General features: G+C 65.0%; 24 protein-coding genes, 1 tRNA gene and 1 pseudogene. 15 read left to right on the top strand and 11 right to left on the bottom strand.

Annotation, left to right across the window (positions count from 1 at the left end; genetic code table 11):
- Positions 1-2: 2 nt before the first annotated feature.
- A complete protein-coding gene (locus EAV90_RS09180) occupies positions 3-1,265 on the bottom strand; it encodes an HlyD family secretion protein (protein WP_245509485.1) in 1,263 nt (420 codons plus the stop codon).
- 206 nt (positions 1,266-1,471) lie between these two features.
- On the opposite strand from EAV90_RS09180, the gene EAV90_RS09175 reads away from it, so the two are divergent.
- Positions 1,472-1,744 (top strand): hypothetical protein, encoded by a 273-nt coding sequence (locus tag EAV90_RS09175; protein WP_129143225.1) that lies wholly within the window; start codon positions 1,472-1,474, stop codon positions 1,742-1,744.
- A 480-nt stretch (positions 1,745-2,224) separates the two neighbouring features.
- On the opposite strand, the gene EAV90_RS09170 is transcribed toward EAV90_RS09175, so the two are convergent.
- Both EAV90_RS09170 and EAV90_RS09165 read right to left on the bottom strand, forming a co-directional pair.
- A tRNA-Leu gene (locus EAV90_RS09170) sits at positions 2,225-2,309 on the bottom strand.
- 165 nt (positions 2,310-2,474) lie between these two features.
- The gene (locus tag EAV90_RS09165) at positions 2,475-2,717 is read right to left on the bottom strand and encodes a FliM/FliN family flagellar motor switch protein (protein WP_018647371.1); all 243 of its coding nucleotides are present in this window, start codon (positions 2,715-2,717) and stop codon (positions 2,475-2,477) included.
- A 67-nt stretch (positions 2,718-2,784) separates the two neighbouring features.
- On the opposite strand from EAV90_RS09165, the gene lipB reads away from it, so the two are divergent.
- Together lipB and EAV90_RS09155 are read left to right on the top strand one after the other, a co-directional pair.
- Positions 2,785-3,534 carry a lipoyl(octanoyl) transferase LipB gene (gene lipB, locus EAV90_RS09160; RefSeq protein ID WP_122402792.1) on the top strand — a complete coding sequence of 250 codons (750 nt, stop codon included), beginning with the start codon at positions 2,785-2,787 and terminating at the stop codon, positions 3,532-3,534.
- Between the two features lie 186 nt (positions 3,535-3,720).
- Entirely contained in the window at positions 3,721-4,434 is a 714-nt protein-coding gene (locus tag EAV90_RS09155; RefSeq protein ID WP_122402791.1) for a DNA helicase, read from the top strand.
- Positions 4,435-4,481: 47 nt separating this feature from the next.
- Here the strand turns inward: EAV90_RS09155 and EAV90_RS09150 are convergent, their stop codons facing one another.
- Positions 4,482-4,904, bottom strand: a complete 423-nt coding sequence (locus tag EAV90_RS09150; protein WP_122402790.1) for a tautomerase family protein — start codon at positions 4,902-4,904, stop codon at positions 4,482-4,484.
- 111 nt (positions 4,905-5,015) lie between these two features.
- Here EAV90_RS09150 and EAV90_RS09145 point away from each other — a divergent pair, with 111 nt between their 5' ends.
- The gene (locus EAV90_RS09145; protein WP_122402789.1) at positions 5,016-5,867 is read left to right on the top strand and encodes a LysR family transcriptional regulator; all 852 of its coding nucleotides are present in this window, start codon (positions 5,016-5,018) and stop codon (positions 5,865-5,867) included.
- 16 nt (positions 5,868-5,883) lie between these two features.
- Here EAV90_RS09145 and EAV90_RS40425 read toward each other — a convergent pair.
- Positions 5,884-6,084: pseudogene (locus EAV90_RS40425) on the bottom strand (DUF1731 domain-containing protein); the annotation flags it as partial.
- Between the two features lie 105 nt (positions 6,085-6,189).
- Between EAV90_RS40425 and EAV90_RS09135 the strand changes: the two are divergent.
- On the top strand, positions 6,190-7,707 hold the full coding sequence (locus EAV90_RS09135) for a PAS domain-containing sensor histidine kinase (RefSeq protein WP_122402788.1): 1,518 nt from the start codon (positions 6,190-6,192) through the stop codon (positions 7,705-7,707).
- A 57-nt stretch (positions 7,708-7,764) separates the two neighbouring features.
- Here EAV90_RS09135 and EAV90_RS09130 read toward each other — a convergent pair whose 3' ends face one another.
- From EAV90_RS09130 to EAV90_RS09115, 4 genes are all read right to left on the bottom strand, one after another.
- Positions 7,765-8,064: an acylphosphatase gene (locus EAV90_RS09130; protein WP_122402787.1), complete on the bottom strand. Its 300-nt coding sequence runs from the start codon at positions 8,062-8,064 to the stop codon at positions 7,765-7,767.
- Complete coding sequence (locus EAV90_RS09125; protein WP_122402786.1) at positions 8,061-8,939, bottom strand: isocitrate lyase/PEP mutase family protein; 879 nt, start codon at positions 8,937-8,939, stop codon at positions 8,061-8,063. The genes EAV90_RS09130 and EAV90_RS09125 overlap by 4 nt, the downstream gene beginning before the upstream one ends.
- A 146-nt stretch (positions 8,940-9,085) precedes the next feature.
- Positions 9,086-11,101, bottom strand: coding sequence for an acetyl-CoA carboxylase biotin carboxylase subunit (locus tag EAV90_RS09120; protein WP_122402785.1), 2,016 nt, complete (start codon positions 11,099-11,101; stop codon positions 9,086-9,088).
- 163 nt (positions 11,102-11,264) lie between these two features.
- Positions 11,265-12,356, bottom strand: a complete 1,092-nt coding sequence (locus tag EAV90_RS09115) for a zinc-binding metallopeptidase family protein (RefSeq protein WP_122402784.1) — start codon at positions 12,354-12,356, stop codon at positions 11,265-11,267.
- Positions 12,357-12,564: 208 nt separating this feature from the next.
- Between EAV90_RS09115 and EAV90_RS09110 the strand changes: the two genes are divergently transcribed.
- The 8 genes from EAV90_RS09110 to EAV90_RS09075 all read left to right on the top strand — a co-directional run bounded on the left by EAV90_RS09110 (position 12,565) and on the right by EAV90_RS09075 (position 22,556).
- Positions 12,565-15,042 carry a PAS domain-containing hybrid sensor histidine kinase/response regulator gene (locus tag EAV90_RS09110; RefSeq protein ID WP_122402783.1) on the top strand — a complete coding sequence of 826 codons (2,478 nt, stop codon included), beginning with the start codon at positions 12,565-12,567 and terminating at the stop codon, positions 15,040-15,042.
- A gap of 152 nt (positions 15,043-15,194) precedes the next feature.
- A complete protein-coding gene (locus EAV90_RS09105) occupies positions 15,195-15,635 on the top strand; it encodes an EamA family transporter (protein ID WP_122406615.1) in 441 nt (146 codons plus the stop codon).
- A 36-nt stretch (positions 15,636-15,671) separates the two neighbouring features.
- Positions 15,672-17,126, top strand: a complete 1,455-nt coding sequence (locus EAV90_RS09100; RefSeq protein WP_122402782.1) for a sensor histidine kinase — start codon at positions 15,672-15,674, stop codon at positions 17,124-17,126.
- Positions 17,111-18,475, top strand: coding sequence for a sigma-54-dependent transcriptional regulator (locus EAV90_RS09095; RefSeq protein ID WP_122402781.1), 1,365 nt, complete (start codon positions 17,111-17,113; stop codon positions 18,473-18,475). Before EAV90_RS09100 ends, EAV90_RS09095 begins: the two co-directional genes overlap by 16 nt.
- 110 nt (positions 18,476-18,585) lie before the next feature.
- Complete coding sequence (locus tag EAV90_RS09090) at positions 18,586-19,311, top strand: hypothetical protein (RefSeq protein WP_244607973.1); 726 nt, start codon at positions 18,586-18,588, stop codon at positions 19,309-19,311.
- Between the two features lie 35 nt (positions 19,312-19,346).
- The gene (locus tag EAV90_RS09085) at positions 19,347-19,958 is read left to right on the top strand and encodes a hypothetical protein (RefSeq protein WP_122402780.1); all 612 of its coding nucleotides are present in this window, start codon (positions 19,347-19,349) and stop codon (positions 19,956-19,958) included.
- A gap of 52 nt (positions 19,959-20,010) precedes the next feature.
- Complete coding sequence (locus EAV90_RS09080; RefSeq protein ID WP_122402779.1) at positions 20,011-21,303, top strand: MFS transporter; 1,293 nt, start codon at positions 20,011-20,013, stop codon at positions 21,301-21,303.
- A gap of 2 nt (positions 21,304-21,305) precedes the next feature.
- Positions 21,306-22,556, top strand: coding sequence for an arsenic transporter (locus EAV90_RS09075; RefSeq protein ID WP_122402778.1), 1,251 nt, complete (start codon positions 21,306-21,308; stop codon positions 22,554-22,556).
- A gap of 9 nt (positions 22,557-22,565) precedes the next feature.
- Here EAV90_RS09075 and EAV90_RS09070 read toward each other — a convergent pair whose 3' ends face one another.
- Both EAV90_RS09070 and EAV90_RS09065 read right to left on the bottom strand, forming a co-directional pair.
- Positions 22,566-23,930 carry an MFS transporter gene (locus EAV90_RS09070; RefSeq protein ID WP_122402777.1) on the bottom strand — a complete coding sequence of 455 codons (1,365 nt, stop codon included), beginning with the start codon at positions 23,928-23,930 and terminating at the stop codon, positions 22,566-22,568.
- 24 nt (positions 23,931-23,954) lie between these two features.
- Positions 23,955-24,722 carry a GntR family transcriptional regulator gene (locus tag EAV90_RS09065; RefSeq protein WP_122402776.1) on the bottom strand — a complete coding sequence of 256 codons (768 nt, stop codon included), beginning with the start codon at positions 24,720-24,722 and terminating at the stop codon, positions 23,955-23,957.
- A gap of 190 nt (positions 24,723-24,912) precedes the next feature.
- Between EAV90_RS09065 and EAV90_RS09060 the strand changes: the two genes are divergently transcribed.
- The gene (locus EAV90_RS09060) at positions 24,913-26,112 is read left to right on the top strand and encodes a mandelate racemase/muconate lactonizing enzyme family protein (RefSeq protein WP_122402775.1); all 1,200 of its coding nucleotides are present in this window, start codon (positions 24,913-24,915) and stop codon (positions 26,110-26,112) included.
- 12 nt (positions 26,113-26,124) lie between these two features.
- Entirely contained in the window at positions 26,125-26,892 is a 768-nt protein-coding gene (locus EAV90_RS09055; RefSeq protein WP_122402774.1) for a glucose 1-dehydrogenase, read from the top strand.
- Position 26,893 lies beyond the last annotated feature (1 nt).

Raw genomic sequence — 26,893 nt, 5'->3', positions numbered from 1 at the left:
GCTCACAGGGATGATTGGTCGAGGTCCAGCCGAGCAGTCAGCCATTTCAGCTTCAGGCCATCGGCTCTGCGCTCGAAGCGAACTTCGGCCAATCGTCCGATATCGCAGGAGCCGTTGTGGTCGGCCGCCGTCTCGTTGGGCGGCAACGAGATCTCGACGGTAATATTGCCGGGATCCGGCCGCTGCACCCGAGCCGCGAGCAGTCGATCATCGGCGTATGCCGCCGAGCCGCGAACTTGCCGGACCTGGCCGGTCTTCCAATCCCGACTCCCGATCAGGCGGACAGCCGCCGCATCTCCGGCCTTGATCTTCTCGAAATCGCGCTCGGGCAGTTCAACGACGATGAAGCGGCGCTCGCAATCTGCAAAATCAAAGACCGATTGCCCTTCCGTGACCATCGAGCCTGGACTGGCCGCGACCGACCAGACCACATGGGCTGCGGGCAACGATAGATCGTAGTGTTGAAGGCGATCAAGTCGAGCGCGCTCCTCTGCGATTTCAGCGGCCAGCTGCGCGGAACGCGAGCTGTTTTGCAGCAGGTCCGTCTCGAGCTCCTGGCGGCGGAGAACAAGCCGCTCGCGCTGCTGCTGAGAATAAGGCACGTCATTGGCATCGCTGCGAAGATAAATGCCCTTCTCGGCCGCCGCCAACTCGGTCTTGAAGCGCTGCAGGCGCTCATCGGCCATCTGACACCGCGTTGCAGTTGCTTCCTGAGACGCTTGGGCCTCGGCCGAACGGATCTGTGAGCTGATGCCGAGCTTAACGAGCCTCTCCATCCGGCCCGCGACATCGTTCCGCTGCCGCGCCTCGGCGAGACAGCCACCTCTTTCAGCCTCCGTTTCTCCGATCTCGTGACTGAGGCGCGCCATCGCCCCCAAACGATAGTCCTCACTGCGCTCGCCGAGCTTGCGATCGAGCTCGGCGATTTCCTCAAGTTGCCGACGTGCGAGCTCGGCGCGTTTGGTGGACACGGCAAGCTGCTGATCGAGGTCCATGAGGTGCCGACGATCCGGCGAACGCGCCTCGACCAGCGACACCACCCGGGCGCGCTGGAAATATTCACCTTTGCGTGGAAGATCAGGCGCGAGCTGACCCGCGATCGGTGCAGTCACTCGCATGAGCTCGGCGTTGACGAAGGCGGAGGGAGCGATTCGGTAGGTCACATACGGCAGCAGGGCCCATCCGCTCAGAGCGATGATGCCGAGCGCCAGGGATCGCCTGACGGTTCGGCTACGAATGAAGCGTTCGACATGCAAGCGGACCACGACTGAACCTCCAATAGGCTTTGGTCGCTGCGCCTGCCCCGGCGAAGCAAACCAATCGCCGCCGCTCGCCCAGCATTTCCGCGAAGTCTGCGTCTGAGGCGCCAGTCAATCCGCTGTCATTTGCCGGCATCGGATTTCGTCGCGTCGCAAACTCGTCGTCGCAACCGAGAGAAGTGTATCGAGCTTTCACCACATGAGGTTAATCCGTGTCAAAACCGGATGATTACGGCCCGCACAGAAATCACGATGCCAACTTATCCCGGCTTGAAAGACGCATTGGCGGCAATCTCCTCCGCGAAGCAGCCTTGCAATCGGTCGAGACTGATCATCGCGCGCGCTTTGATGCGACCGTCTGCGAAGAGGATGCCGCACACGCCGGCTGCACCGCTCAGCTCATCGTCCAGCAACGGCGCGCTTTAGCGCTTTTCGGAGGCGCGCCTTCCGAGCGCGTCACCACATTGGGCGAACGCAGAGGATAGACGTTGTCGCTATAGTGGCGGGTGCAAACGTCCGGGCCGCGATCGAGCAGCAGCCGTGCACAGTCCCCGCGATCTTGCGAGGCCGCATGTGCCGTTCGCCGCGCCCAGGTCAGGATGCGAATCCCGCCGACCCGTTGGCGCGGCGCCCCCCACCGCGGAGACCGTGATGGCGTTGCTCTGCGCGCATCCGTTCGCAAAATCACAGCCGCACGTTGCGAGTTCGGGTCCGGTGAGTTGTCCGCGATGAGAGCCGGCCGATGTCTAGGGTTGGCGAGGCCACTGCCTCACGCGCAAATCGTGATTTTCCCGGCGCGCAGTTGGTCCACCGAAGACACGACCAGGCAAAGGGACTAACGCGCGATCGAGATATGCAGGATCAAGAAGCGGGGATGCGCCCAAATGCGATTCTATTCGCGGTCTGGAGCAATAGACTGGGAAGAGAAGCCGCGAAATCTTTTGTAAAACAGAGGCTTATGCCCTTGGTGCGCTCGGAGGGACTCGAACCCCCACGGTGTTACCCACTGCCACCTCAAGGCAGCGCGTCTACCAGTTCCGCCACGAGCGCTAAGGGATGCCGGCTTGAGGTTTTGAGGCCGGCCGGATCAGCGGCGCCGATCTAACAAATCCATCATGGGGATACAAGCCTACAAAAGCCCTGAATTCCACAAGCTTGGCAGGAAAAACGCCGCCCTCCCCAGGAGATCGGCCGCTCCCGCGTGCCCCCGGGGCCCTACCTGGTCCCCGGCGAGCGCGGCAGCATCTGCTTGACCTCGACCGCGATGCGGTTGCGGTCGACCAGCACGACGCCGGAGGCGACCGGCAGATTATTGGCGAGCACCTTGACCTCGTCGGCCTCTGTTGCATCCAGCTCGATGATGGCGCCGCGGGAAAGACGTAATACTTGATGGATCGGCATGGTGGTCGTCCCGAGGACGACCATGAGATCCACGGTGACTTTATCGAGAGTGGGCACTGTCAGGACCGCTGCTACATGAGACTGGCATTTGCTCCCGAGATGATCACCACGTTATGGTTAGCCAATGGTTAATTCCCCTGAAAGCCCCCGCCAAAACCAACGGCAAGAGCTCGATCTGACGTCGCTTTCCGCCTCAGGCGGTGAGCCCGTCCAATGGCTCATCTCGGAAGCTCCGGTGCCCTATCCGGACGCGGTGGCCGCGATGGAGGCCCGGGTCGCCGCGATCGCGGCGGGCGAGTCCCCGGAATTGGTCTGGCTGCTCGAACACCCCCCGCTCTACACCTCGGGCACCTCGGGCAAGGAGTCCGACCTGCTCGATGCCCGTTTCCCGACCTTCGCAACCGGGCGCGGCGGGCAGCTCACCTATCACGGGCCGGGTCAGCGGGTGGCCTATGTCATGCTGGACCTCAAGCGGCGCCGGCCCGACGTCCGGGCCTATGTCGCAGGTCTGGAGGAGCTGATCCTGCGCACACTCGCCGCCTTCAACGTCCGCGGCGAGCGGCGCGAGGACCGGGTTGGTGTCTGGGTCAGGCGGCCCGACAAGGGGACGGATCACGAGGACAAGATTGCAGCGATCGGCGTCCGCCTCAAGCGCTGGGTCTCGTTCCACGGCATCGCCATCAATGTCGAGCCCGAGCTGTCGCATTTCTCGGGCATCGTGCCCTGCGGCGTCGCCGATCCCCGCTACGGCGTCACCTCGCTGGTCGATCTCGGCCAGCTCGTGACCATGGCCGATGTCGACATCGCGTTGAGGCAGGCGTTCGAAGAGCTGTTCGGACCGACCACGGCTCTGGTGCCCGAGGCCGCCGTCTAGCGGACACGCAGCAGGCCGTTCTCCGCAGACGTGGAATCGGCTACGCTCAATTCCGGCGCCGCCCACGCCTCCCCCCTCCGCCGGGAAAGCAGACTTCATGCCGGGCGAATTGATCATCGGACCGACTGTTCGAGCGCTGGGCATAAGGAGGGATTGCGATCATGCTCGGAATGGGAGGTTCTCACGATGAGACTGTCTGCGCCCATCTATCATCTCAAGCGCAAGGCGAAGCGCCTGTCCCGCGAGGAAGGCATTCCACTCCACGACGCACTTGACCGCATCGCCACCACGGAAGGGTTTTCCGCCTGGAGCCTGCTCGCGGCGAAAGCCGCGGCGGAGACGCCGGCCGGCAAGCTGTTTTCTCAATTCCGGCCGGGTGACCTTGTGCTGGTCGCTGCGCGCCCCGGTCATGGCAAAACCCTGATGAGTCTCGAACTTGCGGTGGAGGCCATGAGATCAGGCAGCCACGCGGCGTTCTTCTCGCTCGAATACACAGAAGGAGACGTTCTGGACCGCTTGCGGGCGATCGGCGTCGATCCCGCGCAATTCGACAATTTATTCGAGGTGGATTGCTCCGACGAGATCAGCGCCGAATACGTCGTCAAGCGGATGGCTCCGGTCCCACGCGGCACATTCGTCGTGATCGACTATCTGCAACTGCTCGACCAGAGGCGCGAAAATCCTGACCTCTCCGTTCAGGTACGTGCGCTGAAATCGTTCGCACGTGACAAGGGACTGATCGTGGTTTTCATCTCGCAGATCGATCGATCCTACGATCCCTCGACCAAGCCCTGTCCTGATCTCAGCGATGTCAGGTTGCCGAACCCGCTGGACCTGAAGCTGTTCGACAAGACGTGCTTCCTCAATAATTCCGAGGTTCGGTTCCGCGCAGCGAGCTGACGATCGCAACCGGCCGCGGGTGAGATTGCTCACCCGCGGCTTTCGGATCACGCCGCCTGCAGCGCAACCTCGAGCTTGCCGGCGATGTAGCGCCGCTCCTGGGTGAGGCCGCCGAAACCGTAGGCGTCGCCCTTGACCTCGTCGACATGCAGGTAAGTCTCGGGATGCAGCGGTCCCAGAATCTCGGCCATGCGCTCGAACATGGCGGCGAGATAGGCCGCCTTCTCGTCCTTGGTGTTGGTGCCTTCGGTGACGTGGATGTCGATCCAGTAGCTCGCAAGCTTCTGCTCGGCGAGCGACTGGCCGCCGGCGAACCAGTCGCCCGCATCCACGGACTTCACGATGATGGCGGTGACCTTGGGATCCTTGTGCAGGATCTTTGCGGTGAGCTCGGACACAGCATTCGCGATGTCGGCCTTCAGGGAGGGCGACTGACGAGACGAAGTGTAGGAGACGGTGATCAGCGGCATGGTGGTTCTCCTCGAGATGCCGCACCAATTGCGCGGCGTTGGTGAGAAGCTAGACCCGGGCTCATCATTTTGGTATCTTATCTATTCTGATATCAGTGATAACTATCTATAATGAATGCCATGCTCGATATCGCCACCGTCCAGGCGTTCCTGCTGGTCGCCGATCTCCAGAGCTTTACCCGTGCCGCCGAAGTGCTCGGCACGACGCAGGCGGCTGTCAGCCTCAAGCTGCAGCGGCTGGAGACGTTGCTGGGCAAACGCCTCGTCGAACGTTCTCCGCGCGCGGTCAGGCTCACCGCCGAGGGCGCGGCCTTCCTCGATCGCGCCCGCGCGCTGATGACGGCGCATGACCGCGCGCTCTCGGGCGAAGCGCCGCCCCCGCGATCGCTCTCGCTCGGCATCTCCGATCACGCGGCGGGAGCCGAACTGGTACCGCTACTCGAACGGCTGCACGCGATGTCGCCCAATCTCACTCTCGCCGTCACCATCGGCTTCTCGCGCGAGATGCAGGATGCCTACGACGCCGGCGAGCTGGATGCGGTGATCGTGCGTCAGGAAGGCAGCCGCCGCGGCGGCGAGAAGCTGGCTGAGGACGAGTTTTGCTGGTTTGCCTCACGACGCTTCACTCTGCCGAAAGGCGAGCCCCTGCCGCTCGCGACCCTCGCTCCCCCCTGCGGCGTTCGCGCCATCGCCGTGCGCGCGCTCGACAAGGCCGGTATCGCCTGGCGCGAGCGCTTCGTCGGTGGCGGCGTCACTGCGGTGGTCGCGGCAGCCCTTGCCGGTCTTGCGATCGCACCGCTGGCGCGGCGCATTGCGCCCCCCGGCCTGATCGACATCGGGCCCGCGCACAAGCTGCCGAAACTCGGCAGCTCGAAGGTAATGCTGCATTCGAAGATCAGCGATCCCGCCAAGCTGGCGGCGCTACGCGCGGTGGCGGCAACGTTCCGAAGCGCCGGCGCTTGAGTCCGCCTAACCCCCACAAGATCGCCTCGAACGCGCTCCCGTCGTCTCGTGACGAAACACGAAGCCGCGGCTCAGAGCGCCTTGTTGGGCGGCACGCGCTGGCCGCCCAGCAGCAGCTCATCGGCAAAGCCGCCACGGCCCAGCCGGTGCAGGCGGCGGGCGGGCTCTTCGGTCAATTCTTGCATTAATAACTGGGGATCGGCGCCGTGGCGTTGACGGTGCGCCCCTGCATACCCATCCTGACACTTGCCTAAAAATGTCCCATAGAACTGGAACAAACCCTCCGGCTGCGGCGTTTGTCCCTGTCGAGGCGGGGTCCGGGATGACCGAAAAGTTCAGTCAACAGAGAGACTTGTTCGAGAGCGAGCGCAGTTTCCGGCTGTTGGTTGAGGGGGTTGCCGACTACGCCCTCTACATGCTCGACCCCAAGGGGATCATCACCAGCTGGAACATCGGCGGCGAACGCATCAAGGGCTACTCGCCCGAGGAGATCCTCGGCCAGCATTTCTCGCGCTTCTACACCGAGGCCGACCGTGTCAATGGCAAGCCGGCGCGGGCGCTCCGTATCGCGCGGGAAAAGGGCCGATACGAGGAGGAAGGCTGGCGCGTCCGAAAGGACGGCACGTTCTTCTGGGCCAGTGTGGTGATCGACCCGATCTACGAGGACGGCGCGCTGATCGGCTTCGCCAAGATCACGCGCGACATCACTGAGCGTCGCAATTCCGAACTCAAGCTCGAAGCGATGCACAAGCAGCTGGCCGAGTCGCAGAAATTCGATGCGCTCGGACAACTCACCGGCGGGGTTGCCCACGACTTCAACAATCTTCTGATGATCATCAGCGGCAGCCTTCACATCCTGAAGAAGAGCGCCGGCGACGACGCCAAGCTCAAGCGCGCCGTCTCCGCAATCGAGACCGCGACCAGACGCGGCGCCGCGCTGACGAACCAGCTCCTCACCTTCGCGCGGCGGCAGAGCGTCAACCCGCAGGCGATCGATTTTGCCGAACGCGTCGCGGCCATCCGCGAGGTGCTCGACGCCGGCGTGGGCAGTTCCGTGCGTCTCGCCTTCGACATTCACTCCGACACGTGGCCGATCAAGGCCGACGTCTCCGAGCTCGAGACCGCGCTGCTCAACCTTGTCATCAACGCCCGCGACGCGATGCCGGACGGTGGCACGGTGACGATCGGGGCGCGCAATGTCGTGCTGAACGAGCCGCACCTCGCCGGCGACTTCGTCGCTATCGACGTCACCGATACCGGCATTGGAATTCCTTCCGACGTTCTCGGCAAGATCTTCGAGCCGTTCTTCACGACCAAGCCGATCGGAAAAGGCACCGGCCTCGGCCTTTCGCAGGTGCACGGCTTCGCCCACCAGGCCGGCGGCACGGTGAAGGTCGCAAGCGAGCTCGGCAAGGGCACCACATTCACCATCGTGCTGCCGCGCGGCACGGATGCGCCGTCGCGCAAGACATCGGCAACGACATTCCGCGGCAGCGGCACGGTGCTGCTGGTCGAGGACAATCCCGACGTCGCATCCGTCAGCACCGGCCTTCTGGAGCAGCTCGGCTACCACGTGCGCCGGGTCGCCGATGCCGAAGCGGCGCTGCTCGAGATCGAGAACAACGGCGTCGACTTCGTGTTCTCGGACATCGTCATGCCCGGCAAGATGGATGGGCTCAGCCTCGCCCGTCGCCTCCGCCAGATCCGCCCCGGCCTGCCGATCCTGCTTGCCACCGGTTACAGCGACGTCGCCGCCGGCGTCCGCGGCGATTTCCCGATCCTGCGCAAGCCCTACGAGATCCACGAGCTGAGCGAGGCAATCGCCAAGCTGCCAAGGTGAACGTTCACCTCGAGAGCTCGAGGGACAAGCCCGGGCAGGACGATCTCTTGTGAGCTCTCACACCGTCGGCAGCACCGAGAATGCTTCCCCTGCCCGGCGCAAATTCAGCTCATCCGCGCCTGCCGTTTCGCTGGTGACGCTGTCGACGCGCGAGGACGGCGGGCCGTGGCGGCACAGCGCGACCATATCGGCAACGTGCTTCGGCGCGCCGGCGAACAGCGCTTCCACGCTGCCGTCGCGGCGGTTACGCACCCAGCCTTCGAGGCCGCTCGTTGTCGCCTGATACTCGACCCAAGCCCGGTAGCCGACGCCCTGCACGCGCCCGCGGATCACGACCTGGAGGATAGCGCGGCTCACTTGTTCGGTCCCAAGTTCTGTTCCAGGACATCGGCGCTGCGCGCCTTGACGGCGCTCTCGCGCATGACGCGGGCCATCAGCTCCGACGATGCCAGGCCCTTGAGGCTTTTCGGCGCCATGCCCTCGCGCAACGCCTTCTGCGTCTCGTAGACCGCCTGCGTCGCGGCGGCGATCGGCGCATGGCCCTGGAGCGCGATGCGCACGCGCTGGCTCGCAAGGTAATCGAGCCCGTTCAGTTCCTCCGGCGCGCCGCCGAGCACGATCGGCAGGCGCGTGGCGGATGCGATGGTCTCGAGCTCGGTACGCGATTTGATGCCGGTGAAGAACAGCGCATCGACACCGGTGGCCTCATAGGCCTCGGCGCGGCGAACCGCGTCCTCGATCGAGGTGATCGCGGCAGCGCCCGTGCGGCCCATGATGACGAGCGTGGGATCGCTGCGGCCGTCGAGCGCCGCCTTCATCTTGCCGACGCCTTCCTCGAGCGGGATCAGCTGCGTCTTCGTCTCCCCGAACGCAGCCGGGAGCAGCGTGTCCTCGATGGTGAGGCCGGCGGCACCGGCCGTCTCCAGCTCCTGCACCGTGCGGCGCACGTTGAGCGCATTGCCGTAGCCGTGATCGGCATCGACCAGAACGGGGAGCGCCGAGGCGCGCGACATCCGCCGCATCTGCTCGGCAAGCTCGGTGAGCGTGATCAGCGTGACATCGGGGTCGCCGAGCACGGCGAGCGAGGCCACCGATCCCCCGAACATGCCGAGCGGAAAGCCGAGATCCTCCGCGATACGGATCGAGATGGCGTCGTAGACGGAGCCGGGATGGACGCACGTCCCGCCCGACAGGATCGATCGCAGTTTCTCGCGGCGGGAACGAAAGGCCATGGTTGCCTCGCTTTCAATTCCTCATCCTGAGGAGCGCGCTCTTGCGCGCGTCTCGAAGGATGAAGGCCCGGCTGTTGGCCTCGCCCTCGAGACGCCGCGCAGGCGCGGCTCCTCAGGGTGAGGGTCTCCTGTTGTGCCTGAAGCGATTACGCAAACTCCAAGATCAGCGCGTCCACCGCGAGCGTCGCGCCGGCGCCGGCGTGGATCTTCTTCACGGTGCCGTCCTGCTCGGCGCGCAGCACGTTCTGCATCTTCATGGCCTCGACCACCGCCAGCGTCTCGCCGGCCTTGACCTCCTGCCCTTCGCTGACCGCGATCGAGACCACGAGGCCGGGCATCGGGCAGAGCAGCTTCTTGCCGGTGTCGGAGGCCGTCGTCACCGGCATCAGCCGCGCGGAGGCCGCCTCAGCCTCGGTCCAGACATAGACCGGCACCTCGACACCCTGATGTGCGAGGCGGATGCCGTTGGCGATCGGCCGCGCCTGCACGGCGACGAACTGACCGTCGATGGTGCCCTGCCAGACCGGATCGCCCGGCTTCCATGGCGAGTGCAACAGATGCGCGTTGCCGGCCTTGCCGTCGGGATCGATGAAGCGGATCGCGATCGCCTCGCCCTCGCGCGCCACCTCGAGCAGGATCTCCTGGCGATCGAGCCAGACCGCGCGACGCCGCTCGCGCTGCACGACGCGCCCACCCATTTGGCCCGAGATCTGCCGCTTGCGCTCCCCCAGCACGTGATCGATGGCGGCGCCGACCGCGGCGATCCGCCGCGCGACCTCGCCTTCGGGCACGCGCACCGCAAACCCCTTGGGGAACTCCTCGGCGATGAAGCCGGTCGAGAGCCGTCCCTCGCGCCAGCGCGGATGATGCATCAGCGCCGACAGGAACGGGATGTTGTGCCTGATGCCGTCGACATAGAACGAATCCAGAGCGGTCGACTGCGCCTCGATCGCGGCCGCGCGCGACGGCGCATGCGTGACGAGCTTTGCGATCATCGGATCGTAATGGATCGAGATCTCGCCGCCCTCCTGCACGCCGGTATCGTTGCGGATGGTGATGCCGTCCTTGCTGGCTTCCGCCGGCGGGCGATATTTCACGAGCCGCCCGATCGAAGGCAGGAAGCTGCGGAACGGATCCTCGGCATAGAGGCGCGATTCCACCGCCCAGCCGGTGAGCGTGACGTCCTTCTGCGCGATGGCGAGCTTCTCGCCGGCGGCGACGCGGATCATCTGCTCGACGAGATCGATGCCGGTGACGAGCTCGGTGACGGGATGCTCGACCTGGAGTCGCGTGTTCATCTCCAGGAAATAGAAGCTCTTGTCTTGCCCGGCGACGAACTCGACGGTGCCGGCGGAGTCGTAGTTCACGGCCTTCGCCAGTGCGACCGCTTGCTCACCCATCTTGCGGCGGGTCTCCTCGTCGAGCAGCGGCGATGGCGCCTCCTCGATGACCTTCTGGTTGCGGCGCTGGATCGAGCATTCGCGCTCGCCGAGATGGATCACGTTGCCGTGCTTGTCGCCCAGCACCTGGATCTCGATGTGGCGGGGATCGACGATGAATTTTTCGACGAAGACGCGGTCGTCGCCGAACGACGCCTTGGCCTCGGCCTTGGCGAGGTTGAAACCCTCGGCGACCTCCGCCTTCGAATGCGCAATGCGCATGCCCTTGCCGCCGCCGCCGGCGGACGCCTTGATCATCACGGGATAGCCGATCTCGTCGGCGATGCGAACCGCGTGCTTGTCATCCTCGATGACGCCGAGATAGCCGGGCACGGTCGAGACCTTGGCCTTGGCGGCGGCCTTCTTGGATTCGATCTTGTCGCCCATCGCGGCGATGGCGCCCGGGTTCGGGCCGATGAAGACGACGCCGGCCGCTTCCAGCGCGCGCGGAAACGCCTCGCGCTCGGACAGGAAACCGTAGCCGGGATGCACGGCCTCGGCCCCCGTCTTGCGGCAGGCGTCCACGATCTTCTCGATCACCAGATAGCTCTCGGCGGCGGCGGCAGGGCCGATCAGCACGGCCTCGTCGGCCATCTCGACATGGAGGGCATCGCGGTCGGCCTCGGAATAGACCGCAACCGTCTGAATTCCCATCTTGCGGGCAGTCTTGATGACCCGGCAGGCGATTTCGCCGCGATTGGCGATCAGAATGCGCTTGAACATGCTTTCCTTGAGTCTCGACCTTGGGCGGGACCCTTCCCTGGCCGTTGGGACCTATGGGACGGGCCGTGTGGCTCCCGTGGTACATCAAAATCGGCCGGAGGCAACGGTCTAAATCCGGGGCTTCTGGCGTGCCAGCGCAAGACCGAAATGGGCGCGGCGAGCCCTAGGGACGCCGTGCAGCTTCCCGAGGCTTGCCCGCCTTGGCCGCATCCCGGACCAGGCCATGAACGAAGCCGAGCTTGGCGACCACCGCGGGCGACAGGATGAAGGGATAGAGGTCGCGCAGGCCCATGGCGCGGTTGACGCTGTTCATGGCGAAGGTGAAGGGCAGCCATGCGCCGACCAGCGCCTCGACGTCCCTCGCCTCGTAAGGGTTGAAGCGGATGCGCGCCGTCAACTCCCCGTCGCGGTCGACCTTGGGGCGCACCTCCATGCCGAACTCGGCGGCCATTTCCAGGGTGTCGACGATGTGGAGGTAGTGCGCCCAGGTCTCGGCGAAATCCTCCCAGGGATGCGTCGTGGCGTAGGCCGAGACGTAGCTCTGCTGCCAGTCCGGGGGCGGGCCTTCGGCATAGTGACGCTGCAGGGCCTGGCCGTAATCGGCCGCATCGTCGCCGAACACGGCGCGGCACTGGTCGAGCTTGCCGCCATCGCGCACCAGCACGTCCCAGAAATAGTGGCCGACCTCGTGGCGGAAATGCCCGAGCAGTGTCCGGTAGGGCTCGCCCATCTCGAGCCGGCGTCGCTCGCGCTCGATGTCGTCAGCCTCGGTCAGCGCGATCGTGATCAGGCCGTTGTCATGGCCGGTCATGACCTTTTCGCCGCTGTGTGGATCGTCGGCGAGGAAGTTGAAGATCAGCCCATGCTCGGGATTGTCCTGCCGGGTCTGGAGCGGCAGCTTCCAGCGGATCAGGGAATAGAATAGACGGTGCTTGGCCACCTCCAGCTCGCGCCATCCGGCGAGTTGCGCCGGATCCGAGAGGTTCGGCACGGTCCCATTGTGGCGGCAGGCGCGGCAATAGCCGATGGTATCGCCTGGGTCTGTCAGCCAGTTGCAGGCGTCGTACTCGGCATTCCGGCACAGCATCCGGCCTTCGCCTTTGTCGGCCAGTGTCCTCCAGGCGTCTCCGTCGAGTTCGATCGCCGACATCGTCTCCTTCTCCGGCAGGAAGGCGACCCGATGGCCACAGCGTTCGCAAGCGCGGTTCTCGAAATAGAGGACATTGCCGCAAGCCTGGCAGACAAAGAGCTTCAAGATTTTGGCCTTTCGGAAAGGGAGCCTCGTGGACGAGAGTTGGCGCGCCTCGCAGATACGCGCGCAGGGGGCGCGCCGTTCCAATCTCAGGAACAAAATAGCCGGCGGAGGCGTTCGTTCATACCCGTCGTAACCCGCGCCCGTCCCTGCATATTTCCGTCTGAGCGATGGCCATCACGCTCCGTCTGTGTGAATATCGGTCCGGCACGTGCGCACCCGCATGACAACGGCCGACGCCTTGAACGATCCCTTGCCCGAAACCATTGCTGCCGAAAGGCTGCGCCAGCACCTCGAAGACGTCGCGCGCGAGCGCGACAACGCCTATCGCGCGCTGCAGGAGCGCGAGGCCGAGCTCGCGCTCATCCAGCGCATCGGCAAGGTGGGCGGCGTCGAGGTCGACTTCCGCGAAGGATTCAAGAACCGCCGTTCGCCCGAATATCTGATGATCCATGGCCTGCCCCCAGAGGCCGCGGACGAGACGCACGAGGACTGGGTCAACCGCATCCATCCTGATGACCGCGACGCGGCGGTGAAGCACTTCTTCGAGGCGCTTTCCGGGACCAGCGAGGATTACACCGCCGAATACCGCATCATCCGCCCCAGCGACGGCGAGACCCGCTGGATCCGCGTCGTCGCCAAGATCGAGCGCGACAAGGACGGCCGCGCCATCCGCCTCGTCGGCGCCCACATCGACATCACCGACCAAGCGCTGGCGCGCGAGACGCTGCGCGAAAGCGAGGAGCGATTCCGGCTGATCGCCGACAGCGCGCCGGTGCCGATCTGGGTGACCAAGCTCGACCGCAAGCGGTCCTTCGCCAACCAGGCCTATGTCGATTTCCTCGGCCTGCCCTACGATCAAGCCATCGATTTCGACTGGCGCAAGGTGCTGCATCCCGACGACCTGCCGCACGTGCTGCAGCAATCCGTCCAGGGTGAGGCCTCGCTGAAGCCGTTCGTGCTGGAAGCGCGCTACAAGAACGCCAGCGGCGAATGGCGCTGGCTTCGATCGGAATCGCAGCCGCGCTGGGACCCCACCGGCAAGCATATCGGCTTCATTGGCGTCGCTCACGACATCACCGTCGCCAAGCAGGCCGAGATCGAGCTCAGGCAGCTCAACGAGACGCTGGAACAGCGCATCGCCCAGCGCACCGCCGAGCTCGAAGCCAACCAGGCGCGGCTGCGCGCGATCCTGGAGACCAGCAATCAGTATCAGGGCCTGGTCAATCTCAGGGGCGAACTGCTTTACGCCAACAAGACGGCACTCGACGGCATCAAGGCGAATTCCGCGGACGTGATTGGAAAACCATTTTGGGATACGCCCTGGTTCAGCGCGACGAAGGGCATGAGCACGCTGGTGCGCGAGGCTTTCCACACCGTACTCAAGGGCGAAGCGGTCCGCCTGGAGATGCGCCTGCGGCTGCCGATCGGCGAGCGCGATTTCGATTTCGGCATGCGCCCCGTGCTCGACCGCCACGGCAACATCACCGGTGCGGTGCCGGAGGCCGTCGACATCACCGAGCGTCGCCTCGGCGAGGAAGCGTTGCGTCAGTCGCAGAAGATGGAGGCGATCGGCCAGCTCACCGGCGGCGTCGCGCACGACTTCAACAACCTGCTCACCATCATCCGCTCGGCGACGGATTTCCTGCGCCGCCGCGAGCTGCCGGAAGAGCGCCGCCGCCGCTATGTCGATGCCATCTCCGAGACGGTCGAGCGCGCCTCCAAGCTGACCGCGCAGCTCCTGGCCTTCGCGCGGCGGCAGCCGCTGAAGCCGCAGATCTTCAACGTCGGCAGCCAGGTCGAGGGTGTGGCGCAGCTGGTCCGGCCGCTGGTCGGCGGAAGCATCGAGATTGCGGTGGAGGTTCAGGATGCCGACTGTTTCACGGTCGCCGACATCGCCCAGTTCGAGGCCGCGCTGATCAATCTCGCCATTAACGCCCGCGACGCCATGAATGGCGAAGGCCGCCTCAGCATCGCCGTGCGCAAGGTCCGGGGGATTCCGAGCCTGCGTGCACAAGCGGCGCGCGGCGGCGACTACGTCGCCATTTCGGTCACCGACACCGGCAGCGGCATCGCGCCGGAACATCTCGACCTGATCTTCGAACCGTTCTTCACCACCAAGGAGGTCGGCAAGGGCACCGGCCTCGGTCTCAGCCAGGCCTTCGGCTTCGCAAAGCAGTCCGAAGGCGACATCGCGGTGACGAGCATGCCAGGTCGAGGCGCGACCTTCACCATCTATCTGCCGCAGGCACAAAGCCCCGCCACCGACAAGGAAGCGGCGGCACTGACCAGCGAGGCTGCGACCACCGGGCGCGGCTACCGCGTGCTCGTGGTCGAGGACAATGACGATGTCGGCCAGTTCTCGACAGAGCTTCTGGAAGATCTCGGCTATGTCGTCCGCCGCGTCGCCAACGCCAATGCGGCGCTCGCGATCCTCAATGAGGACGAATTCGCCGTCGACCTCGTGTTCTCCGACGTCATCATGCCCGGCATGAACGGCGTCGAGCTCGCCGCAATCATCCGCGAGCGCTATCCGGGCCTGCCCGTGGTGCTCACCAGCGGCTACAGCAACGTGCTCGCCGAAAGCGCCCATCGCGGCTTCGAGCTGATCCAGAAGCCGTATTCCGTGGAATCGCTATCACGCATCCTGCGCAAGGCGATCACGGAGAAGTTGTCGGTGGCGCGGTGAATGTGATAGCGCACGACTCCGGCCACAAACTCCGTCATTGCGAGCGCAGCGAAGCAAATCCAGACTGCCTCCGCGGCGAGACCCTGGATTGCTTCGCTACGCTCGCAATGACGGCGCGGGCGCGCCGTCCTGAAGCAATGGATATCGATAACATGAAACCTGCCCTCCTCTCCGCCTGGCAGACCTGGGCGCTGCTGTCCGCCTGCTTTGCGGCGCTGACTGCGATCTTCGCCAAGGTCGGCGTCGAGAACATCAACCCGGATCTCGCCACCTTCATCCGCACCATCGTGGTGCTGCTCGCCTTCTCGGTGCTGCTGTTCTTCACCGGACAATTCGTCGTGCCCTCGGCAGTCTCGCCGAAGACCTGGGTATTCCTGGTATTGTCAGGACTGGCAACCGGCGCCTCATGGCTGTGTTACTTCCGCGCGCTCAAGCTTGGGCCTGCAACGCTGGTGGCGCCGATCGACAAGCTCAGCGTCGTGCTGGTCGCCCTGTTCGCCTTCGCCTTTCTCGGTGAGCGGCCGACGGCGCAGGGCTGGGCCGGCATCGCCATGATCGGCGCCGGCGCGGTGCTGTTGGCAGTCAAATTTTGAGGTACTGATCGGGCGGATAGGTCCCAGGATGCAGCGATGGGCTCTCTTCGAATCCGACTGCTGGCTCTGTGGATCATGCTGGTCGTCTCCGGCATTGCGACCGGCTATCTGCTGTTCGAATCGTTCCAGCAGACCGCCAATGCACGCCTCGCACGGTCCGAGGAGCTGGTTGCCCGGGCGTGCCGCGATCTCGCCGACCGCTATCAATTCTTCGTCGCGGGTTGGAGCGGCGGGCCGATCGACGATCGACTCAAGAGCGAACTGACCGCCGTGACCCGGACCGCTCTCGCCGGCGCGGCCGGCATAGAAGGCGGCATCTGGCAAGCGAACGTCGGCTCGCTGGGCTATGCATTTCCGACCTATGAGGGAACCGGCCCGAAAACCGACCTGCCGTCGGCCGAGCAAAACACCATTGGTCAGGTCAACGCCGAGGCATTGCGTTCCGGACACCCTGCATCGATCCGGCAAGCCGGCCGATCGCAGGTCCTCATCGTGCATGCGTGCCCGTTGCGCGGGCCGCTGCAAGGGGTCACCGGCTGGACCATGACGCGCGTCTTTACCGCCCAGGGACCTGCTTATAATCAATTGCTGGCCGGACTCGTCGTTCTGGCACTGACGATCTTCGGATCGGCCGTCTGGCTCGCCCGGCTGCTCTACACTTGGTCGCGCAACATCGCGCTGATCGAGCGCGCCCTTGACGACCGGCGGGATGGTGTCGTCGATCTGCCGAAGCTTGCGCGCACAGGCACGCCCGAGCTCGATCGGCTTGTGGATGCACTGAACGCGACTGGTGAGCGTCTCTCGCTCGAGCGCCGGCGCGCCGCAAGCGCGGAGCGGCTTGCCGCGCTCGGCCGCCTGTCGGCCGGCCTTGCACATGAGATTCGCAATCCGATCGCCGCAATGCGCCTGAAGGCGGAGAACGCGCTCGCCGTTGCCGACGGCTCACGCAGCAACGCGGCTCTCGGGACCATCCTGCAACAGGTTGACCGGCTCGACATCCTGTTGCGGGATCTGCTGGATATGACCCAGGCGCACGAACCGAAACTTGCGGAGGTGGATCTCGCATCTTTCATCGACAACGCCGTGGACGCCCATCGCGAGCTCGCGGCCGCCAAGGACCTGATCCTGACTGCGGGAACCGAGGGCGCATGCTCGGAGTTGCCGAGGTTCGACCCCTTCCAGATGCAGCGCGCGTTGGACAATCTCATTCTAAACGCCATCCAGAATTGTCCACCCGGCGGCTCCGTGGCGGTCGAAGCCCGTCGTCGGGATGGCCGCCTGATCCTGCGGGTTGCCGACACCGGCACCGGCATTTCCAACGAGCTGCGCGAACGCCTCTTCGAGCCATTTGTCACCGGCCGCGCCGACGGGACCGGCCTCGGCCTCGCCATCGTGCGCGAGATCGCGCGAAATCATGACGGCGAAGCACGGCACGTAGCGACCCCGCGCGGCGCGACGTTCGAGATCGAGGTGCCATGGCGACCGTGCTGATTGTCGATGACGATGCCGCGCTGCGCGACGGTCTGGCCGAAGCGTTGACCGATCTCGGCCATACCGCTCGCCTGGCGGCGTCCGGCCGGGAGGGCCTGGCCGCGCTCGGCGACGATATCGACGCCGTGCTGCTCGATCTGCGCATGCCAGGCGGCATGGACGGGATCGAGGTGCTGCGCCGGATCCGGTCGGCCCATAATGCGCCACCGGTCGTGGTGTTGACCGCCTTTGCCAGCGCCGCGAACACGATCGAGGCCATGAGGCTCGGCGCCTTCGACCATCTCAGCAAGCCAATCGGACGAGACGATCTGAGCGACTTGCTGAACCGCCTCCCCAAACGCTCGCATTCGATCGTAGAGCCCGCGCCGGATGCGGGTGACGGTCTGATCGGATCAAGCGAGGCGATCCGCCAGGTTCAGAAAGCAATCGGGCTTGCGGCCGACAGCGATGCGACCGTCCTGATTCACGGCGAGACGGGCAGCGGCAAGGAGCTGGTGGCGCGCGCACTCCATACCTACGGCAAACGCAAGGATGGTCCGTTCATCGCGGTCAATTGCGCCGCCATTCCCGAGGACCTGCTCGAGAGCGAACTGTTCGGTCATGTGAAGGGCTCCTTCACGGGCGCGACTGCGGACAGGACCGGCGCGTTCCGCGATGCCGCCAACGGCACCCTGTTCCTCGATGAGATCGGCGACATGCCGCTCGCCATGCAGGCGAAGATCCTGCGCGCCCTCCAGGAGCAACTCGTTACTCCCGTGGGCGGCAAGCCGGTGCGCACCACCGCGCGCATCGTCACCGCGACGCATCGCGATCTGGCCAAGCTCGTCGCGGCGAAGGAGTTTCGCGAGGACCTCTACTACCGGCTCAACGTGGTGCCGATTGCGATTCCGCCGCTGCGGGAGCGCGCTGCGGATATCCTTCCTCTGGCCGAGCACTTCCTTGCTCGCGTTGCCGTCCCAAGCGGACGGCACAAGCAGCTCACCGCCGCGGCGGTCGCGAAGTTGCAGCGGCATGGCTGGCCCGGCAACGTCCGCGAGCTTCGCAATGTGATCGAGCGGGCCTACATCCTGACCCGCTCCGACGTGATCGGGAGCGACGACATCGACACCAGCCGTGCCGGCGTGCTGCCGGCAGATTCTCCTCCTGATGCGGACCTTCCGGCCGCAGTCGCGCAGCTCGAGAAGATGATGATTCTGCGCGCGCTGGATGCGTGCGGCGGCAACCGGACGGAAGCCGCGCGGCGGCTCGGCATCAACCGCCAGCTCCTCTACACCAAGATGCAGCGCTACGGGATTGCTGTCGAGGCGTCAGAAAACCTGACGGGCCGTGTCAGCAAAGACGACGAATAATCCCGGCGTCATCGCGACAACTCCTTTGAGATCAACGACCTCGCGACTGGCACACCGCTTGCCAAAGCTTGGCCAAGCGACATCGTCGCGAAATCGAAAGGAGTTGTTCCATGAAGACAGCACGCATGCGATGGCGGCTCCGTGCACTGCTCGCCAGCACGGCGATCGGCCTCAGTGCGGCCGCCTACGCGCAGAGCACGGGCCCCGTCTGGGATTCCTCGCAGCTTCCGGAGTCACGCGGCACCGTCAAGCAATACACGCTGACGCCGCGCGGCGACGTCGATGGCGTCATCCTGACCGATGGCACCGAGGTGAAGCTGCCGCCGCACCTGACGGCACAAACGGTGTTCTCGATCCGCCCGGGCGACCAGGTCTCGATTCGCGGCTTGCGGGCTCGTGCGGTGGCCTTGGTCGATGCCGCATCGATCACCAATGTCACCACCGGCCGCAGCGTCGTCGACAGCGGCCCGCCTGACCGACGCGATCGCAGTCAGGACCAGCCGATCAGTGGCAGGATCGCCGCGCCGCTGCACGGCAAGCGCGGCGAAGTCAACGGCGCGCTGCTCGAGGACGGCACCGTGCTGCGCCTCCCCCCGCCAGAGGCAGAGCGTTTGCAGGACTGGCTGCGGCAGGGTCAGCCCGTCTCGGTGCGCGGCGCTATTCTCGATACGCCACTCGGCAGAGTGGTCGACGTGCGGGCGATCGGAAGCTCGCCGGAGCAGATGAGCGAGCTTGCCGGCGCCCGGCCGCCTCGCGGTCCTGCGGATGGACCCGACCGGCGCGCACCGCCTCCGCCCGGCTTTGGTCCTCCACCTCCTCCACCTCCGCGCAGCTAGCGTGTCCATTCAACCAACCGAGAAAGGAAAGCACCATGCATTGGATCGATCCCGCCTGCCTGCCCGAGGTCGAGGGCATCTTCGAGCGCTTCATCCTTAATCCCCACGGGGAGGTCGATGGCTTCATCATGAAGCCGGACGGGCGGACCGCAATCCTGGTCCACGCGCCACCGCACCTGGAGAGCGAGCTGACACGCCATCTTTCATCCGGCGACGCCGTTCGCGTTCGCGGCGTGCGGCCGCGCAGGGCCGATCTGCTCGCAGCCGTCGCCATCACGTCGTCGGGTGGACGACAGATCATCGACGAGGGCCCGGAGCCCGACCGCAAACGTCCAAAGCTCAAGCATCAGCCGATGACCGCCGAAGGCAGCGTACGGATGTCTCTGTTCGGCCCGAAGGGCGAGCTTCGCGGCGCACTGCTTTCCGACGGCGTCGTTCTCCGCATCGGGCCCAAGGAAGCCGAGAGCGCCGCACCGCTGCTCGCGCCGGGTGCAAAAGTCGCCGCGCGCGGTGATGGAGCAGAGACCCGACATGGCCGGGTGATCGAGGTGCTGGAGATCGGACCAGGCCTGCATGCGCTGAAGCCTGTCAAGAAGCCGAAACCCAAAGACAAGCCCAAACCCGACGCCGAGGCCCGTGCGGTCTGAGCAGGGCGCTCGCGGCGAGGACGAAACGTGCCGCATTTGACTGGAGGCTGTCGTGTCCACACATGCAGATCGCAGACGCGCCAGCCGCGCGCTGGATGCGGCCAACTTCTTCCTCGCCGACGTCCGCGATGGTCTCGGTCCCTATCTTGCCGTCTATCTCCTCACGGAGCAGCGGTGGGACGAGGCCCGCATCGGTATGGTGATGTCGGTCGCCGCGCTCGCCGGCATCCTCGCGCAGACGCCGGCGGGGGCGCTGATCGATTCAACCAAGGCCAAGCGTCCGGTGATGGCCGTCGCATCCATTCTGGTGACGGTCGCCTCACTGATGCTGCCACTCTTTCCATGCTTTGTGCCGGTCGCCCTCTCGCAAAGTATAGCGCATGCGGCCAGCGTGATTTTCCCGCCGGCCCTCGCCGCCGTGTCGCTCGGTACAGTCGGCCACCACGCCTTCACCGCGCGGATCGGACGCAACGAGACGTTCAATCATGCGGGCAATGCCGTGGCGGCGGCGATCGCGGGTATCGGGGCCTACCATTTCGGCCCGAACGTCGTCTTCTACCTGCTCGGCGCCATGGCGACCGCGAGCCTCGTCAGCATCCTTGCGATCCCTGAAGGCGCCATCGACCACGACCTGGCCCGCGGGCTGCACGATGCGGTTGCGGGCAGCGAGCGCGAACAGCCATCAGGTCTCGGCGTGCTCCTGACCTGTCGCCCCCTTCTCGTCTTCGCGATCTGTGTGGTTCTGTTTCACCTCTCCAACGCCGCCATGTTGCCGCTGGTTGGGCAAAAGCTCGCTCTTCAGGACAAGAACATCGGCACCAGCCTGATGTCGGCCTGCATCGTCGCGGCGCAAATTGTGATGGTGCCGTTCGCGATGTTGGTCGGCGCCAGGGCCGACAATTGGGGGCACAAGCGCTTCTTCCTCGCCGCATTGCTGATCCTGCCTGTTCGGGGGGCGCTTTACACGCTCTCTGACAATCCGTTCTGGCTCGTCGGCGTGCAGCTTCTCGACGGCATCGGCGCCGGTATCTTCGGCGCGATCTTCCCCGTCATCGTGGCCGACCTCATGCGCAACACCGGCCGCTTCAACGTGGCGCAGGGCGCGGTCATCACCGCCCAGAGCATTGGAGCTGCGCTCTCGACAACGCTCGCCGGCTTCGTCGTGGTCGGTGCGGGCTACGATGCGGCCTTCATTGCGCTCGGCACGGTCTCGGCGATCGGCGCCCTCATCTGTGTCCTCGCCTTGCCCGAGACGCGGCATGGCACCTTGCGGCCGCAGGGAGAAGACAGCGGCTCCAGCATCGGCTATCGCTGCCGAATGATCCCGTTCCGCATTGAGGACTGAACGTGCCATCTGACGCCATCTGGGCCTGGAGCATCATCGTAGCCGCGACCGCAGGCGTCATCATCCGCCCGTTTCGCATGCCCGAGGCGATCTGGGCCGTCATCGGCGCCGCCGTGCTGGTGGTGCTTGGCTTCCTGCCCTGGCATGACGCGCTCGTCGGCATCGAGAAGGGCCTCGACGTTTATCTCTTTCTGATCGGCATGATGCTGATCGCCGAGCTGGCGCGGCTCGAAGGCCTGTTCGATTATCTTGCCGCGTTCGCGGTCGGGCATGCGCGCGGCTCGCCGCAGCGGCTGTTCTTGTTGATCTATCTGGTCGGGACATTCGTGACGGTGCTGCTCTCGAACGACGCAACCGCGATCGTGTTGACGCCCGCCGTCTATGCCGCGACGCGCGCGGCCGGCGCCAAGCCACTCCCCTACCTCTTCGTCTGTGCCTTCATTGCCAATGCCGCAAGCTTCGTGCTGCCGATCTCCAATCCGGCCAACCTCGTCGTGTTCGGCAAGAACATGCCGCATCTGGGGACCTGGCTGCGGCAGTTCGCTCTGCCGTCGCTCGCCTCGATTGTTCTCACCTACGTCGCACTACGCCTTGCCCTGCGTCGCGAGCTGAGGGACGAGACCATCGAGACGCGGGTGCCTCATCCCAAACTCAGCCGCGGCGGCCTGTTGACGGCCTACGGCATCGGCGCCATCGGTATCGTGCTGATCTGGGCCTCGGCCCTCGACCTGCAATTGGGGCTGCCGACCTTCATCTGCGGCGTGGCGACGGCAGCGATCGTGCTGCTGATCAGCCGGCAATCGCCTTTGCCCTTGCTGCACGGTGTCTCCTGGAGCGTGCTGCCGCTGGTCGGCGGGCTCTTCGTCATGGTGGAAGCGCTGGTGAAAACCGGCGTGATCGCCCAGCTGAGCGCGCTGCTGCACCAAGCTGTGGCGCAGTCCGCGACGGAGGCTGCCTGGAGCGTCGGCATTGCCACCGCGCTGGCCGACAACGTCGCCAACAATCTGCCGGTCGGCCTCGTCGCCGGCTCGGTGGCCGCCAGCGATCACCTGCCCGCATCCGTCGTCAGCGCCATCCTGATCGGCGTCGATCTCGGCCCCAATCTGTCGGTGACCGGCTCGCTCGCCACCATCCTTTGGCTGGTCGCGCTCCGGCGCGAGAAGATCGAGGTCGGCGCCTGGCCTTTCCTCAAGCTCGGTCTGCTGGTGACGCCGCCTGCTCTGATCGCGGCCTTGGCGGCCGCGATCGGGTAGCATTCTCTCCTAGTCGTTCTCGTAGCCGTAGACTTCCGGCAGAATGAAGATCGCGGCGAGCAATCCGATCAGCGGGAAGACTGCGACGAACAGCGTGGCGTTGGCCTGCCCGATCGCCGCGAACAGCGACGGGAACAGGAAGATCGCCAGGAATGACGGCAGCTTCACGAACATGTAGGCGAAGCCGCTGGCGGTGCCGCGATATTTCGGCTTGGCGACCATGGTCGGGATCGTCATGCAGTTCGAGGCGTCCCAGTAATGGCCCCACAGCATCGCGGCGGCCGCGAACGGCAGCAGCATCTTGTTGTCGGTGTAGAGCGCGAAGGCCGCGACGAGCAGCGATACCAGCACGATCGAGAAACCGGCGATCGAGATGCCGCGATGGCCGATCTTCGGCGTCAGCAAGGGTCCGACCCAGCCCGACAGCGCCGCGAAGGCAAATAGCGCCATCGTCACCAGATTGTTGCCGAGAATTGACGAAACGCCGACCATCGCGAACAGCACCGGCAGGTAGAACGCGAAGGTCGAAAACTCGCTTGCTTGCATGAAGCAGGCGATCCAGCCGTAGACCGTCGCGCGCCAGCGGATCGGATCCTTCTTGAGGTCGGCGAGGAAGGCGCCAGTCGAGACCTTCGGCACCACAACATCTTGGTCCGGCAGCATGTCGAGATTGTCGTTGAACATCTCGCGCGCGACCTGCTTGGCCTCGCGATAGCGGCCCTTCTGCACCAGCCAGACCGCCGTCTCCGGCACGTCATGGCGCATGATGAGGATGATCAGCGCCGGCACCGCGCCGAGGCCGAGCGTGACGCGCCACAGCATCTCGTGGTTCATGTCGACCAGGAGGAAGATCACGATGACGCCGATGGTCAGGACCTCGCCGACCGCAAACATGAACTGCCAGCGGTTGCCCATGACCTCGCGCTCGCCCTTGGCCATGGATTCCATGATGTAGGTGTATCCGGTCGAGATGTCCGAGCCCAAGGGAATGCCGAGCAGGAAGCGGATGACCACCAGCCAAGCAACGTTCGGCACGAAGGCCTGCGCCAGCGCCAGCACGATGAACATCACCATCGTCACCAGGAACATCACGCGGCGGCCGATCTTGTCGGACAGCCAACCGCCGAGCAGCGCACCGATCAGGGCGCCGCCTTGCGTGCCGGCCGCGGCAAGGCCGAGCATCAGCGGATCGGGATTGTACTGCTCCTTGATGAAGATCAGCACGAAGGCGATCGAATAGAGGTCCCAGGCCTCGACCAGGATCGAGGCCATCATCAGCCAGCCGACCTTGTTGCCCTTGGGACTGTAGTTCGTGATGAGGTAGCGGACCGCGGCTTCGCTCGCGGTCGGTTTTGCCATCGCCATCGTTGCCATTCTTCTTCCTTTCTTCAGAACTCTCTACGCGCCGAGCAGCGGCTCGATGCTGCAATCGAGCAGGCGCGGATCGATCCCCGCTTCCATGCCCGTGAACATCTCGCCCATGTAGTCGATCAGGGCATCGCTCGCCTTCACCGCGTCCTCGACGCGGCGGTTGGCGACGGCTGCGAGAATGGCGAGATGATGATCGATCGTGCCCGATAGATCGGCCTGCCCCGGCATGAAGCGATGGTGGATGTAGCCGATGCGGCGATACAGCGTGTGCAGCGGCCGCAGCGTATGCACCAGGAACGGCTCGCCCGCGGCCTCCAGCACCAACGCATCGATCCGACGGTCGAGGCTGTTGAATTCGTCGAGGGTCAGGCTGGCGCGGCGCTCGCGCAACAGGCGCTCGATGTGCAGCGCCTGATTGCGATGCGACAGGCTGGCGCGATCGGCCGCAAGGCGGATCACGAAGCGCTCCATGTCGCGGCGTAACGCCAGCAGCATGCGCTCGCGCGCCAGGTCGATCGGGGCGATGTGCAGGCCATGACGAGGCCGGATGATGATGAGAGTGTCGGCCGAGAGACGATTGACGGCGTGATGCACCGGCGTGCGGCCGAAGCCCGTGATCTGCTGCAATTCCAGCATCGTCAGGAACTGGCCGGGCTTGAGCTCGCAATGCACCAGGAGCTCTTCGATCCTCTGATAGGCCAACTCGAAAAAGTTGAGACGGTTGCTCCGGGAGGGCCTGCCTCCGCCGTCATCCTCGTTTCTCACCACCTCGAGCGCGCGCTTGCGCCGTGCCATGTCGTCCTCCCGTAAACCCGCGTTCTCGTGCAGGTGCGCCTTGGCAGGTGGCGCCTTGTTGGTGACGTCCTAAAACATGTTGTGATATATTACAAGCGGGCGTAAAGACTGCGGCCGGGCGCGCCGCGATTGGCCGCGCGGAAATGACAATAAACGGGCGGGCTATGCCCCCGACGGGAGGACTGTTGCCGTGAAGATCACGTCGATCGAGACCCTGCGCACCGAGGAATTCTCCAACGTCATCTGGGTCCGCATCCACACCGACACGGGTGTGATCGGGCTCGGCGAAACATTCTACGGCGCCGGCGCGGTCGAGGCGCAGATCCACGACACCTTTGCCGGCCGCCTGCTCGGCCGCAATCCGCTGCACATCGAAGCGATCCATCGCGACATGCTGAACCTGCCGATGGCGCAGTCCTCCACCGGCGTCGAGTATCGCGCGGCCTCCGCCATCGACATCGCGCTGTGGGATTTGTTCGGCAAGGTCTGCAATCAGCCGGTTCACCAGATGCTCGGCGGCCTCTGCCGCGACAAGCAGCGCATCTACAACACCTGCGCCGGCACGCAATATGTCCGCTCCACCAATATCAGCCCGGTTGCGAACTGGAATCTCGGTGCTTCCAAGGGACCTTATGAGGATCTCGACGGCTTCATGAATCGTGCCGATGCGCTGGCCGAAAGCCTCCTGGAAAGCGGCATCTCCGCGATGAAGATCTGGCCGTTCGATCCGGCGGCACAGGAAAACAAGGGCCTCTACATCACCGCAGCGCAGATGAAGCAGGCGATCGAGCCGTTCGAGAAGATCCGCAAAGCGGTCGGCGACAAGATGGAGATCATGGTCGAGCTCCACTCGCTGTGGAATCTGCCGACCGCCAAGCAGATCGCGCGCGCGCTCGAGCCGTACAAGCCGACCTGGTACGAAGACCCGATCCGGATGAACTCGCCGCAGGCGCTGGCCGAATATGCCCGCTCGACCGACGTCTGGGTCTGCGCCAGCGAGACGCTGGGCTCGCGCTTCCCCTACAAGGACATGCTCGACCGCGACGCCATGCATGTGGTGATGGCTGATCTGTGCTGGACCGGCGGCCTCACCGAGGGCCGCAAGATCGCGGCGATGGCCGAGACCTATCACCGGCCTTTTGCTCCTCATGACTGTATTGGCCCGATCGGCTTCATCGCCGCCATCCACATGTCTTTCAGCCAGCCCAACACCTTGATCCAGGAATCGGTGCGCGCCTTCTACAAGGGCTGGTACAATGAGCTCGTCACCACGATGCCTGTGATCAAGGACGGTTACGTCTATCCGATGGAAGGACCGGGTCTCGGCGCCGACCTCCTGCCCGCCGTATTCGAGCGCTCCGATCTCATCGTGCGCCGCTCCAACGTCTAAGGATTCCTCGAGATGAGCACTTCCCTCTTCGACCTTTCCGGCCGCACCGCGCTCGTGACCGGCTCCTCCCGCGGCCTCGGCCGTGCCATTGCCGAGGGCATGGCCAGGGCCGGCGCCAGGATCATCGTCAACGGCGTCGATGCCAAGCGTGTCGAGCAGGCCGTCGCCGAGTTCCGTGCCGCCGGACATCAGGCCGAGGGCGCCGCCTTCAACGTCACCGACGAGCCGGCGATCGTCGCGGCCTTCAACGACTTCGACAAGAAGGGCATCATGGTCGACATCGTCGTCAACAATGCCGGCATCCAGCACCGCAAGCCGCTCGTCGAGTTCAGCACCGACGAATGGCGCAAGGTGATCGAGACCAATCTCACCAGCGCCTTCGTGATCGGCCGCGAGGCGGCCAAGCGCATGATCCCGCGCAAGCGCGGCAAGATCATCAATATCGGCTCGCTCGGCAGCGAGCTCGCGCGCCCCACCATCGCGCCCTACACCGCGGCCAAGGGCGGCATCAAGAACCTGACCCGCTCGATGGCGGTGGAATGGGCCCAGCACGGCATCCAGGCCAATGCGATCGGCCCCGGCTACATGCTGACCGACATGAACGAGGCGCTGGTCAACAATACCGATTTCAACAATTGGCTGATGGGCCGCATTCCCTCCAAGCGCTGGGGCAAGCCGGACGAACTGGTGGGCGCCGCGATCTTCCTGGCGTCCGACGCTTCCACCTACGTCAACGGCCAGATCATTTATGTCGATGGCGGCATGATCGCCGCGATGTGAC

It is taken from the genome of Bradyrhizobium vignae (assembly GCF_004114425.1).
GTDB classification, from domain to species: domain Bacteria; phylum Pseudomonadota; class Alphaproteobacteria; order Rhizobiales; family Xanthobacteraceae; genus Bradyrhizobium; species Bradyrhizobium vignae.
Note: the sequence above shows the minus strand (reverse complement) of the source record. Positions and strands in the feature narration are given on the sequence as shown.